The sequence below is a fragment of the Clostridia bacterium genome (assembly GCA_035628995.1).
Classification (GTDB): domain Bacteria; phylum Bacillota; class Clostridia; order Lutisporales; family Lutisporaceae; genus BRH-c25.
In genome coordinates, this window is record DASPIR010000026.1 from 63,051 (window position 1) to 77,102 (window position 14,052).

Annotated in this window: 12 protein-coding genes; 11 read left to right on the forward strand and 1 reads right to left on the reverse strand. The window is 37.3% G+C overall.

The features are described 5' to 3' along the window. Positions 1-28 precede the first annotated feature (28 nt). A complete protein-coding gene (locus VEB00_11450) occupies positions 29-1,783 on the forward strand; it encodes a DUF4153 domain-containing protein (GenBank protein ID HYF83628.1) in 1,755 nt (584 codons plus the stop codon). A gap of 55 nt (positions 1,784-1,838) precedes the next feature. Beyond that, positions 1,839-2,231: a hypothetical protein gene (locus tag VEB00_11455; GenBank protein HYF83629.1), complete on the forward strand. Its 393-nt coding sequence runs from the start codon at positions 1,839-1,841 to the stop codon at positions 2,229-2,231. Position 2,232: 1 nt separating this feature from the next. Here the strand turns inward: VEB00_11455 and VEB00_11460 are convergent, their stop codons facing one another. Further along, positions 2,233-3,279, reverse strand: coding sequence for a D-alanyl-D-alanine carboxypeptidase family protein (locus VEB00_11460; GenBank protein HYF83630.1), 1,047 nt, complete (start codon positions 3,277-3,279; stop codon positions 2,233-2,235). Between the two features lie 101 nt (positions 3,280-3,380). On the opposite strand from VEB00_11460, the gene VEB00_11465 reads away from it, so the two are divergent. The 9 genes from VEB00_11465 to VEB00_11505 all read left to right on the forward strand — a co-directional run bounded on the left by VEB00_11465 (position 3,381) and on the right by VEB00_11505 (position 14,030). Further along, entirely contained in the window at positions 3,381-4,277 is an 897-nt protein-coding gene (locus VEB00_11465) for a GNAT family N-acetyltransferase (GenBank protein ID HYF83631.1), read from the forward strand. 22 nt (positions 4,278-4,299) lie between these two features. Next, positions 4,300-5,478: an ROK family protein gene (locus VEB00_11470; GenBank protein ID HYF83632.1), complete on the forward strand. Its 1,179-nt coding sequence runs from the start codon at positions 4,300-4,302 to the stop codon at positions 5,476-5,478. Between the two features lie 283 nt (positions 5,479-5,761). After that, positions 5,762-6,301, forward strand: coding sequence for a hypothetical protein (locus VEB00_11475; GenBank protein ID HYF83633.1), 540 nt, complete (start codon positions 5,762-5,764; stop codon positions 6,299-6,301). Positions 6,302-6,358: 57 nt separating this feature from the next. Beyond that, positions 6,359-7,045, forward strand: coding sequence for a D-lyxose/D-mannose family sugar isomerase (locus VEB00_11480; GenBank protein HYF83634.1), 687 nt, complete (start codon positions 6,359-6,361; stop codon positions 7,043-7,045). A 229-nt stretch (positions 7,046-7,274) separates the two neighbouring features. Continuing rightward, positions 7,275-8,219 (forward strand): carbohydrate kinase, encoded by a 945-nt coding sequence (locus VEB00_11485; GenBank protein ID HYF83635.1) that lies wholly within the window; start codon positions 7,275-7,277, stop codon positions 8,217-8,219. A 38-nt stretch (positions 8,220-8,257) separates the two neighbouring features. Then, on the forward strand, positions 8,258-9,859 hold the full coding sequence (locus VEB00_11490) for a response regulator (GenBank protein ID HYF83636.1): 1,602 nt from the start codon (positions 8,258-8,260) through the stop codon (positions 9,857-9,859). Between the two features lie 116 nt (positions 9,860-9,975). Further along, complete coding sequence (locus tag VEB00_11495) at positions 9,976-11,025, forward strand: histidine kinase (GenBank protein ID HYF83637.1); 1,050 nt, start codon at positions 9,976-9,978, stop codon at positions 11,023-11,025. 4 nt (positions 11,026-11,029) lie between these two features. Beyond that, positions 11,030-12,433 carry an ATP-binding cassette domain-containing protein gene (locus VEB00_11500; GenBank protein HYF83638.1) on the forward strand — a complete coding sequence of 468 codons (1,404 nt, stop codon included), beginning with the start codon at positions 11,030-11,032 and terminating at the stop codon, positions 12,431-12,433. A gap of 106 nt (positions 12,434-12,539) precedes the next feature. Then, positions 12,540-14,030, forward strand: a complete 1,491-nt coding sequence (locus VEB00_11505; protein ID HYF83639.1) for a sugar ABC transporter ATP-binding protein — start codon at positions 12,540-12,542, stop codon at positions 14,028-14,030. Positions 14,031-14,052: the final 22 nt, after the last annotated feature.

Consider the following 14,052-nt stretch of genomic DNA (forward strand, 5'->3'; position numbering starts at 1 on the left):
GCTAATTAGAAAGAAAGGGGTGAAAGCAATGAAACAGATTTTTAATTTTCAAGATAGGCTCCGGGGATTGAACGATGCTATTGCGCGGTATCCGTTAACGACTGCATTTCTTTTGGCGGCTGCAGTCATTAATGCTTTTGATATCAGCACATCAAAGGACTATTCGAAATATCTTATAACCTTTGTGGTTGGTGCATTTCTGGGTGCAGTGGTGCAGGTAGCTTATGAGCGATTTTTTTGTAAATCTGTCAGCCGCGTGATTTTAATGGGTACGGCAGTCTTGCTAACTGCAGGTTATTATCTTATAATCATGACAGCGCCCAAGCTGGGTATGGAGATCGGCATCAGGACGTCGGTTGCGCTGTTTGCCCTGCTTATTGCATTTATATGGGTGCCTGTGATAAAAAGCGAAATAAGCTTTAATGAAAGCTTTATGGCAACATTTAAAGCCTACTTTAATTCTCTGTTTTTCTCCGGTGTAATTCTGGGGGGTATATACATCATCATAGCAGCAGTTGACCAGCTTCTCTTCCCTGTGGATTATAAAGCCTATTCACATGCTGCCAATATTGTTTTCATTCTGTTTGCACCGATGTATTTTTTATCCCTTATACCTGTTTATCCTGGAACAGCAGATAAAGAAAAAATTGAAAGTGCAGCTCATTGTCCGAAGTTTTTGGAGATTCTCATCTCTTTTATTCTCATTCCTTTGATAGCGGTGTTTACAATAATTTTATTGATATATATAATCCGAAATATCGGAGGAAAATTCTGGACGGATAATCTTCTGGAACCGATGCTTGTATCTTATTCAATCACTGTTATACTATTGTATATACTGGCTAGTCGGCTGGAAAACAAATTCGCCATATTCTTCAGAAGAATATTTCCCAAGGTGTTGGTTCCGATTGTACTCTTTCAAATTGTTTCCTCTGTGTTAAGCCTGGCGGGTACAGGGATAACACACACCCGCTATTATGTCATACTGTTTGGTATTTTTGCCGCTGCTGCGGGCGTTATATTGAGCATTGTTCCGGTACGAAAAAACGGTATTATTGCTGCAATGCTTATCGCTTTTGCCTTGGTTTCCATCCTTCCCCCGGTGGATGCATTCACGATAAGCCGGAGAAGCCAGACAGTTATGCTTAAGAATGTGCTTTTGAAAAACCATATGCTTGATAACAACATTATCAAACCAAATGCATCAATCCCTGAGGAGGACAAAAAGACAATTGTAAAAGCAATTAATTATTTAAACATGATGGAGTATACCAATAGGATTGAATGGCTGCCGGGCGATTTCAGCAGATATGATGATTTTTACAAAACCTTTGGCTTTAATGAATATGAAGCGCCGGGGAACATCAACCAGCAAGTCTACCTTAGCATTGAGCAGGAAACCCCCATTGATATCACAGGGTATGACAGCTTTGTTCATTTCAATGTCAATATACCCGGTGACAATATTAACGACAACATCGGTAATATTGTGAAATCGGGTAAAAACTACACCCTGACAAAAGATACAACCAAGGATCAATGTGATATATATTTGATGGGAGAAAACAAAAAAGAGTTAATACGATTTTCAACCAGGGAGATTTTTGACAGGTTCAATAATTATAATACAAGCAAGGGGTCTATCCCGACAGTTCAAGCCTCTTTCACAAAGGAGAATGGCTTAGCTAAAATTACATTTGTGGTACAAAGTTTGAATATGGATAAAACGCCAAATCAGGTGTATTATGGGGCTGATATTTATGCCTTTGTCAAGATTAAATAGATTGAGTGTTCTTTGTTGAAATTAATAATCTTACTAAAAGTTAGGAGTAATATAAATGAATATATTTAAAAAATTTATGGTGGGAAGGTATGGCAGTGACCAGCTCGCTGTAGCGCTGATCATATTTTCGCTTTTAATAACTTGGACAGCTGAGCTAATCAGACTGCCATTATTGACACTTGTGGGCTATGTTACCTTGGGGGTATGCATTTTCAGAATGTTATCAAAGAATCTGACTAAGCGCAGTATGGAAAACTATAAGTTTAACATACTTATAAGCCCTGCATATTCATGGTTTAAGAAGAAACAGAAACATCTTATAGATTCAAAAACTCATAGGTATTTCGAATGCCCAAATTGCAAGACTAATTTACGTGTTCCAAAAGGTAAGGGGGATATTGTTATTACCTGTCCCAAATGTAAAACAGAATTAAAAAAGAGAACTTGATTCATATTTTCCCAAGGAACTCTTCAAGCGTAATATTTCTACTGGCTATTTCAAGTGAAGCATTTTTCCCTACATAGCGGATGTGCCAGGGTTCAGATTGATAACCGGTAATATGTTCTTTACCCTTAGTATAACGCACGATAAACCCATATTTCGGTGCATTATCCTTTAGCCACTTTCCTTCGCGGGTTTGTGCATAGGACTGGGTAAGGGTAAAATTCACAGATGGACTGCTGACATCCATTGCCAGCCCGGTTTGATGTTCGCTTTGCCCTGGTCTTGCACTGAATTGATTGGCTGCAGTTGCAGAGCCATATTTGTTGATGTTGGATGCAAAAATCGAGCTTTGACGTTCATAAGAACGATAGCCTGAAATAGCAGTAAGCTTTATGTTCTCCTGCTTTGCCCTTGCAAAGAGGGCTTCAAGTGCTTCGGCAGCCTCCGGTGTCATCATTGTTTTGGATGTGTTCGCAGATGATACCTTGGGAGCCGCTAAGCTCTTTGGCACATAACCGGCGGGCAGGTTATGAGTTTTATTTACGAGTATCAGGTTGTTTGTCGTTACTGCCGGTGGCTTAGACACGCTGTTATCTTTTGGATCTTGGGTTTTAAGCTGTTGCCCAGGGTATATTGTATTATTTATTAAGCTGTTCAGTTTCTTTAATAGATCCACTGTTGTTCCTGTTTTTTTTGAAATACCATATAGGGTATCACCAGCCTTGACAATATACATAGTACTTGTCTGAACCTGTACCTTCCTTGCAGGAAGGGCTGAGGGTGAGTAAGCAGCAGCAACTGGGCTGTAGGCAATAGATGCGATCAGTAAGGAACCAAGCATTATATTGACAGTATCTATTTTTGTATCTCGGTAGTTTTCGTTTATGTAGTTCCTGATATAATCCAGAGTGCCTTTTTGCAGTTCTTTTCTTTTGCTGTCAAGCATGCTGAAAAAGTCTTCTGCAAATTCGCTTGTTTGCTTATCAACATGCAATACCAGGGTATATCCATCATTAACTTTTATTAATTCGTGGCGTGAAAATATATCCATTTTATATACCATCTTTCTATACATGCTAATTTCTATTTTTAGCGTTTTCCCGAAGCTTATACCTTGATTTGGAATGTGAGATGAAAGGGGATAAAAAAAGCATGAGTATGATAAAAAACCCAAATATAAAATTAAAAGAAAAATTAGATAAAAAAGACTATGAAGATATCAGTAATCTTCAAAAGCTTTGCATAGAAGCAGATAAAACAACGCTAAAGCTGGAGATTGATTACAAATTGAGCGGTGCAGAAGAGAAAGGTGAAGGTTTAAAGAATATCAATGAATTTATGTTCTATGAGGGAAACAAGCTTATTGGCTATATTGGCATATGCCAATTTGGCGGAGCTGCTATAGAAGTAAATGGCATGGTGCATCCTGAGTATAGAAAGAAGGGTGTATTTAAAAGACTGTTTCCTTTAGTAAAAGACGAGTGGAGCAAAAGAGAGTCACAAAAAATGCTTTTGCTAAGTGATCACAATTCTGTTTCAGGATTGGGGTTTATCAAGTACACGGGTGCTGACTATGATTGTTCAGAATATGAAATGTATTTAAGAGGCAATGTGAAGCAAGACTCAATGTTGAGCAATGTGGTTTTAAGGAAAGCTACCAATAAAGATGCAAAATGGATTGCATTGCAAAGCTCCATAAATTTTGGCGGGGGGTACGAAGAAGAAGATGTTTTATTGCCGGAGGAAGAAGAAGAGCGTGGCATGTTTATATACATAGCAGAGGTTCATAATAGAACAATCGGGAAAATTCATTTAGAAGTAAGTGATAAACTTGGTGCAATTTATGGCTTTGTAGTGCTTCCAGAGTACCGTAGGAAAGGCTATGGAAGAGAGATTTTAACCAAGGCAATAGAAAAGCTAAAAGAATATAACTCGAAGGAAATAATGCTTCAAGTGGCTGTAAAGAATAAAAACGCTTTAGGCCTTTATATATCCTGTGGCTTCCAGGAGACTTCCACGATGGATTATTACAAGTTAGATAAGAAATAGAGGTACGATAAGGAGAAGTAGGATGACTTCAGATATAGTAATTGGGAAACCTGAATTATTAAAAAGAATAAATCGCAATATCATTATAAAATTGATTATCAAGCATGGTGTTATCAGCCGGTCTGAGCTTTCAAAGATTACTAAACTAGCTCTTCCGAGCGTTATGAGAATAGTTCAGGGCTTAATAAGTGAGAACCTTCTGAAAGAAGTGGGCAAGGGGGATTCCACCGGTGGACGCAAACCTAGCTTAATTACACTCAATCAGGAGGCGCTATATATAATCGGCGTTGAAATTGCAATTAAAACTACCATGGTTCTTACCGATCTAGGCGGAAATGTAATTGACAGATGGGAATCGCCGCAAGAGACATACGTGTCACCGGTTGAAATGCTTGAAAGGATTAATGTGAATATTGAAAGGCTGATAGCCAGTCATCAAATTGACCGTAAGAAAATTGCCGGAATTGGTATTGGTACACCGGGTTCTAATTTCAAGCATATTAAGGATGTCGAAAACTCTATCCTGAAAGGGTGGGAGAAAATAGATGTTAAAGCGTGGTTTGAGTCAAAAACGGATTTGCCTATATTTATCGACAATGTAGCCAGAACAAGAACACTAAGTGAGCTTTGGTTCGGTATCGGCAAACGTATTAAGAGTTTTATTTATGTTTTTATCGATAAAGGCGTAGGCTGCGGAATTGTAAACAACAATACAATACATGAAGGTTACAGCTCGGTAGCTGGAGAATTCGGGCATACAATTATAGAATATGATGGAAGAGAGTGCTATTGCGGCAACCGGGGGTGCGTCGAAATGTATGTTTCGGCTGGTGCGATAACAAATGAAGTTATTAAAGCTCTGAGCATATCAGAGGAGGATTTTAAGTTCAAGAACGTGATAGAGCTGGAAAGTGAGCCAAAGGTTCAAAAGGTTTTATCCGATAGCGGCAAAATATTAGCTGCTGGTGTAGCAAACCTGATTAACATTTTCAATCCTCAGGCAGTAGTACTCGGGGGTATTGTCCCAAGTGAGAGCCGGTACTTTGCTGAGGCAGTCATGCAAGCTATTGATGCAAATGTATTTTCTAACAATGCTATGAAGACTCCGGTTTTTATAAGCGAAGTTGATCAAGAGAGGATTTGTATTGGAAGTGTTGCACTGGTAATAAATGAAGTGTTTAAATCTGTAGAGCTCAGTTAATATAGCAACTACAAAGCATACAAAATATATTATTCATGTCATCCTGAACAGAGTGAAGGATCTAGAACCTTAAGGAATACTTAAAAGTATTTGTCCGGGTCATACTTATAGGTATAAGATTCTTCGTAAACTCAGAATGACATGGGTGAAACTTTAAAGCAATTTTTCGGAAATTAATTTTCAGGAAAATTGCTTTTCATTTTGACCTTTAAGTAAAAAAGTGGTAGAATTTAATCAGTTAGTAACATATAGTAACAAAGTATATTTATGACAAGGAGGTCGTATGAAGCTAGTTGTTAAACCAATTAAAGCGACAGAATCACTTATGGCATTTTTAGAGGAAAAGAAAGTGATTACTAGAATTTGTCCGGGCCATGATCAGCTAAATACACAAAAAGGTGAGTCCAGATGTGAGACGGTGTATTCAACAAACCCTCAATTTGGTCCGCATAAACTTATCTGCGTAACGATAAATACTACTGAACCAAGAAATTTCTTGTACCATAGCGATAAGGAGGACTTTATGCTTATTGATAAGCTTGGAACAGCAGAGCTGATTTTAACAGTAAGCTTGCTTCACAAGGATGAACTGCTTCATAAGATAGATGCTAATACTCTTTCAGCAGAGGACTTCGTTTCTGTCATTTGTGAAATGAACGATTCTTATCTGAGCTTTTTCACAATGAACCCATACTATCCCCATGTAGAGACCTGCAGAGTTACCTCGGAAAACCCGCCAAGTTTTTATGTCGGCGAACCAAGGGATTTGGACGAAAACCTGATAGATTTTAAAAACTATCAGCTCACAATTGAGCAGTACTAAAAATAAGCTGTCCATAATATATTAGGATAAGCACAATTCGCTAATAGGAGGTTAAATATGAAGCGTTCACAAATAAATCAGGAAATTAAGTGGGCAAAGGAATTATTGGAGAAAAGCAATATTAAATTGCCCCCCTTCGGTTATTGGACTTTAGAAGAATGGAAATCTGGCGAAAGAAACCTGGAGATCATTAAAGAAGTCATGCTGGGCTGGGATATAACAGACTTTGGGAAAGAAAGGTTTAATGAATTTGGTGCTGTCTTGTTTACATTAAGGAACGGCTCTTTAAGGGATAGCCGAATTGGTACCCCATACGCGGAAAAGCTTATTCTTTTAAAAGAGGGGCAGAGACTCCCGCTTCACTATCATGCAAACAAGACTGAAGATATCATAAACAGAGCTGCCGGAGTTATGGCTATAAAGCTATATAATTCTCTGGAGAATGGCGAGGTGGATTATGAATCAAAGGTCAGCGTTGATTTAGACGGAGTAACATATATTTTTGCAGCTGGTGAAGAAATAGATATATACCCCGGCAACAGCATCACGCTGAGACCTTATGTATACCACGTGTTTTGGGCTAAGAAAGGCTGCGGGGATCTGGTATGCGGAGAGGTGTCCTCCATTAATGACGACAATACAGACAATTTTAATGCAGAAGATGTAAGCAGATTTTCTAAGGTGGAAGAGGATGAGCCTATTTTATATCCCCTTTGCAATGAATATACTACTGTATTATATTGAACGCACAAAAGTATTCCTATTGGGTATAGTGCGAATTCAACAACAATCAAGGAAGCGTATTTGCATAATATGATTGAATAATATATGGATATTATGCAAAACGCTTATTGAACGCACAAAAGTATTCCTATTGGGTATAGTGCGAATTCAATGAAAATTAAGGAAATATTTACGCGAAATTTGAATAAAGAATGTTAAATGATTTTCGCGAAATATATAGGAGGATGAAATGTTTGATATAATTGCTGTAGGGGAATTGCTGATTGACTTTACACCTATAAAAAATGAAGACGGTATATTCTTTAAAGAAAACCCGGGGGGAGCACCTTGCAATATGCTCACCATGGCTCAAAAGCTAGGTTCAAAAACGGCTTTTATCGGCAAGGTAGGCAATGATCAGTTTGGGATTCAGCTGGGGAAGGTTCTAAAGGCTCAGGGTATTGATATATCGGGGCTTGTATATTCTGAAGAATACAATACAACACTAGCCTTTGTCCATCTTGATGAGGGTGGGGACCGCAGCTTTAGCTTTTATCGAAATGGCTGCGCAGATGTTATGCTTGAGAAATCTGAAGTGGATTATACATTGTTGGATAAGACAAGGGCATTGCATTTTGGTTCGCTTTCCTTTACCAATGAACCCAGCAGATCTACTGTTTTGGATATAGTCGAATATGCCAGAAAAAAAGACAAGCTGATTTCCTATGACCCGAATTATCGGCCAGCATTATGGGCATCTGAGGCAGCAGCTGTTAAAGGCATGAGAATGGGGCTGGAATATGCGGATATTATTAAAGTCTCAGAGGAAGAAGCAGTGCTTTTAACTGGTGAGGATGATTTTTACAAAGCAGCGGAGAGATTGTATAAAGATGGAATAAAGCTTGTATGTGTGACACTTGGGGAAAAAGGTTCGTTTTATTATCATAAAAATGGACATGGAATTGTAAATGGATATAAGAGCACGGTAGTTGATACTACCGGGGCAGGGGATTCATTCTTTGGGGCAGCTGTGCATCAGATTTTACAAAGAAGCGGTTTGGATGAACTCACAGCGCAAGATTTAAATGAGATTTTTTCCTTTTCCAACGCTGCGGCTTCAATATGTATAGAAAACTTTGGGGGAATCCCTTCCATTCCTTCAAAAGAGGATGTTTTGAAGAGATTAGTGGTGTAATTAGTTAATCTAAGCAATTGCAAATAGAGGGGGACCATATGTATAGAGTTATTATTGCTGACGATGAGCCTAAAGTATCTCAACTTATCAAAAACCTCATAGAGTGGGAGAACCTGAATCTTGAGCTTGCAGCAACAGCGACCGATGGAATAAATGCTCTGGAACTAATTAAAAAACATAGGCCGGACATTGTCATTACAGATATAAGAATGCCGGGCTATGATGGGATTGAATTGATTAAGTATGCAAAGGAAATCAATCCTAACATTGACTTTATCATTATCAGCGGATATCAACATTTTGATTATGCTCACAATGCAATTAAATACGGCGTCAAGGATTATTTGCTAAAACCCCTTAGCAAGAATGAAATCAATGCAACACTATCAAAAATGATTGATAAGTATTCTGAAAGATCACGACAAGAAATGCATCACCTGGAAGATATTAAAAGGCAGAAGAGTGAGTTCCTGCAGAATATTTATCTTGGTTCGAATACACTGGTGCTTAAAGAGACGAGTTTATTTCAAATAAATGAGGATTACAATGTGAGCTTTATAGAAGGCTGTTATCAGGCACTTATTATTAAACCTGATTTTGAGTATCAACCCAATAATCAAGATACAATGAGAATGCTTCTTTGTAAAATTTCTAAAATTGTAGACCAGAGCCTTGTAGATATATGTTCAGAAATCCTTTGGCTTTTGTTAGAGGATCGGATATATATCATAGTTAATTATAAAACTGAGAATAAGAAGATGTTCAGAAAAGCATTAAACAATATTATTGATGAAAGTCATTTGTTTAGGGATATTGTAAAGAACCTTACGATAACAATCAGCGTTGGCAATACTCAGACAACCCTTGTAGACATGGACCAATCAACTAATGAAGCAAAAGAAGCTCTTGCTGATAGAATCGTTATAGGGAGCGGGAGAATCATCCAATATAATACTGAACTACATATGAAGAGGTCAGTCGAATCCATTGTATCCTTTGAAAAAAGAAGGAAGCTTATAGATTTGATAGAGATTTTTGATGCTATAGAAATTAAAAGATGGATTGAAGAGATAGAGGTGGAGATTTTAAGGCTCCCCAATATATCCGGACAATTTATCCTGGATACCATTAATGAGATTATTGAAATCATTTTATTCGGCTTAAAGAACCATGCAAATATAAGTACAATTGATAAAAGTGTAATCAATGAATTTCATGAAGCTCTTCTTATGCAGAACAATACTCGGGCAGTTTTTGAAGCAACTAATAAATATGTGGGTAAAATGCTTCAGCAAATCGCAGACGATCGGAAGAATGAAAGCAACCGCCCAATTAAGGAAGCTCAAAAGTATATTAATGAGCACTATGCATCTGCTGTAAATCTCGAGGAAGTAAGTGCTGTTATTGGTTTTAATGCTACTTATTTTTCAACACTGTTTAAAAAGGAAACTGGCATGAACTTTTTAGAATATGTGACAATTGTAAGAATTAAAGCAGCCAAGCAGCTGTTGTCTGATTCAAAGAAAAGTATTTTGGATATATCTCACGAAGTGGGTTATAACGATTTCAAGCATTTTACAAAGCAATTCAAAAAAGTCACTAGCCTTACCCCATCAGAATATAGAAAACTATATTATTAAGTGCTTATTAACATAACAGCTTTCTAATTCAATCAGAATGTTAATAACGCACTACCTTAATGTCGTGCTCTGCTGCTGGAGGCGAATTCTATTACAGAGCACTTGAGAGGGATTATATGTTTAGATTAAGGATGCATAGCTCCAAAACTATGAAAACTTATTTGCACAGCACTGTAGTCAGAGCAATAAAGACTTTGCTGATATTATATCTGCTAAGCTTAATTACGATGGTTTTTATATTCCTCACATCTAAAGTTCACTATTCACTCTATATCGCCTGCGCAGCGAGCTTCATAATATTTATCATCAGTCTTATATGGATGTATAAAAAGCTATATTTGCCATATAAGAATACAGAGAAAACTCTCCAAAGCTTCAATCTAGGGTATAATTCAAATGCGCTGAATGAAATAGACACCTATTATACTGAAGAAATGGAAAAAGCATTTTCTAAGTTTTTTAGTCTCTTTGAAAGTATGAACGCTATTAAGCTGACCAATACCCATGCGGAATATAGAGCTCTCCAGAATCAAATAAACCCTCACTTTTTGTACAATACTTTAGAAGCCATTAGAAGTGATGCCATTTGTGAAGGTTCCGAGAATATTGCCAATATTACTGAGGCTCTTGCTACATTTTTCAGATATACGATTTCAAATGTAAACAGCATGGTAACCCTTGAAGCCGAGATAAATAATTCTGAGAATTATTTTGCGATTCAAAATTTCCGCTTTGGAGATAAAATTAATCTAAAAATAAATTTAGACGATGAGGACATGTCGATATTAGAGTATGAAATTCCTAAATTGACACTCCAGCCAATTATAGAAAATGCAATCATACATGGTCTGGAGCGTAAAGTGGGTCGAGGTACAATTGAGATTGATATAACATTAACAGAGGATAGACTTCTAATTAAAATCACGGATGATGGGGTTGGAATGGATGAAAATGTACTAAGCAGTATTAACAATCAATTGCATGAAATTTCCGGACAGGGACTTAAGCAAAATAACGCTCAAAAGGGCGGTATTGCCTTAATCAATGTCAATAATAGAATCAAGCTGCAGTTCGGTGAAAAATATGGTCTGAGGATATACAGCATAAAAGACTTTGGGACAAGAGTGGAAGTTACACTGCCTCAAATAAAAGAAAATGACGGGTGATCCTATGAAACGAGAAATATTGAGGATTGAAAACATTACAATTAAAGAAAAAGGAATAAAAACACTTAATGACTTTTTTTTGAACTTATATCAAGGGGAGTTGTTAGGTGTTTTTGTTAATAATGCAATTGAGAAAAAGCATCTGATTGACTTGATTTATGGCAATGTGGAGGTTGAAAGGGGCAGGATATGCTACGAAAATTTACCAATCAGTTATGAAGATTATGTTGGCATAAGAAAGAATAAAATTTCATTGATACAATCAACCAGTAAATTAATTGATGATCTCATTGTCGCAGATAACATTTTTGTTATTCGCGATAAATTTGGACGTTATCTGATTGATACAAAAGTTATATGTGAGCAAACAAAGAACCTGCTAAAGGAGCTTGATTTGGAAATAGACCCCGGAAAACTTGTGCACCTGCTTTCCAGCTTTGAAAAAACAGCAGTGGAAATTGCCAAAGCTTATGGACTGGGAGCAAAGATTATTATTCTGAAGGACCTGTCCAGCTATCTGTCAGACTTCGAGTTGAATCAGCTTATAGAAATCATTGACAAGCTAAAGAGTAACGGTATTTCTTTTATAATGATTGACAGCTTCACGGATATTTTAAAACAGTTCTCTGATCGGATGTTTGTTATGAAAAATGGACGGAATGTATGGACGCTGAAGGGTGAGCAAATCAATGATGACATTTTAGAAACATATTTTTATAGCCCCAAGCATGAAATATCAAGCAATGCTGCTGCAAGACATACTATAGCACTGAGGTTTGATCGTGTCTCAACTGATAAATTGGAACCCTTAAGCTTCGAAATCCATTCAGGGGAAATGCTGAGTATACTTGATCACGATGGATCCTATATAGATGAAATAATTAAAGTACTAAACGGGGAAAACAATTCGTACAAAGGAGAGGTATTCGTTGGGGATCGATTATTCAGCTCTCGAAAGCCATGGGAGGCAATAAGAAATGATTTGGCATTTGTTGTGGAGAACCCGATAGAATCGATGCTTTTTAAAGATATAACAGCAATAGATAATCTTTGTTTTGCTTCCAGCAATAAAGTAAACACATTTTGGATGAATTCAAAGTTCAGAAGAAGCTGTACCGATAATTACGAAGGATTTTTTAAAGGAGCGTTGAATGCTCAAACTGAATCCCTGTCAGTATATGATCAACAGAAATTAGTATACCTGAAATGGCATCTGTACAACCCAAAGGTAGTTGTTTGTACAAGGCCTTTCAGTTCAATAGATGTTGAATTAAGGGAAATCACTTCTGAAATGATGGGGCTGCTATTGGAAAAAGGTATAGGAATACTCGTGCTGGCATCCAATTATTCTGAAATAAACAACACCGGGACAAAAATTGTATTAAGACCCAAAGAATACCCCTTATAATCATAAGAATGACCTTAGAAACGCAGGTTTAACTTTGATAAGATTATAAATAAGGATAATATTATTTACTGCAAATTAGACCTTGCTCATCTAAGGGGGAATGCATGTGTCAGACTATTTGATAGAATTAAAAGGAGTCAGCAAAGTATTTCCAGGTGTTAAAGCACTGGATAAAGTTTCTTTCTTATTAAAAGCTGGTGAGGTGCATGCTCTTGTAGGTGAAAATGGAGCAGGGAAATCAACTTTAATGAAGATTATAAGCGGGATTTATAATCGTGATGAAGGCGAATATTTGATTGATGGTGTTAATATAGGTGACTTGACACCGAAGAAAGCACAAGAGCATGGAATCGCTATTATTCATCAGGAGTTAAATATGTGCCAGGATTTGACGGTTGCAGAAAATATGTTTTTGGGCAGGGAGAAGAGCAAGCTTGGCTGTGTTCAGCAAAATGAAATGAACAGAGCTGCTAAAGAGATTCTTGACAAGCTTAAAATCGATATAGAGCCGGACACAGTACTTAGAAAATTGCCGGTATCAAAGCAGCAAATGGTTGAGATTGCTAAAGCGTTATCAACTAATGCCAGAATTCTAATAATGGATGAACCAACTTCTGCACTATCAGATAGAGAGATAGTGGAACTGTTTGATATTATCAAGCATTTAAAAGGGAATGGATGCGCCATAGTATATATATCACACAGATTAGAAGAGCTTGAGCACATTACAGACCGTATTTCAATATTCAGGGATGGCAGGCATATAGTCACGAAGGATTATAAAGATACAAACCTGAATGAGATAATATCATATATGGTTGGCAGAGAGATAAAAGAGAAATTTCCAACAATAGAATGTAAAAGAGGACAAAAGCTTTTAGAAGTAAAAAACCTATGTTCAGGTATTGTCAATAATGTAAGTTTTGATTTGTCCCAGGGTGAAATCGTGGGGTTTGCAGGACTGATTGGGGCGGGAAGAACTGAATTAGTCAGAGCACTGTTTGGAGCGGAGGATATAACAAGCGGCGAAATATACCTGAAGGGGAAAAAGCTGAATATAAAGACTCCTAAGGATGCCATCGTTGAGGGAATTGTACTTGGGCCGGAGGATCGAAAAAAGGAAGGCTTATGTACAAAACTATCAATTCGAGAGAATATAGGACTTGCAAACCTTGACCAGATTTGCAGCAAGGTTGGAATCGTCAATAGACGGAAGGAAAACAAATTAGCTGAGGAAGCTGTTGAAAAGCTTAAGATTAAAACACCATCTCCAGAGCAAGTTGTAAATAATCTATCAGGTGGGAATCAGCAAAAAATTGTAGTAGGAAAATGGCTGGTAAGAAGTGCTGAAGTGGTGATATTTGATGAGCCCACTCGAGGTATTGATGTAGCGGCAAAAGTAGAGATATATAACATTATGAATGAACTTAAGAGGCAGGGAATCGGAGTTATCTTTGTCTCGTCGGAAATGCCTGAAGTTATGTGTATGAGTGACAGAATTCTGGTAATGTGCAATGGAAGGATTACAGGAGATCTGGTTTCCAGAGAAACAACACAGGATGAAATCCTACGTTGCGCAACTAAATACAGTCATTAATCAAAGAGCTTGTAAAGATTTA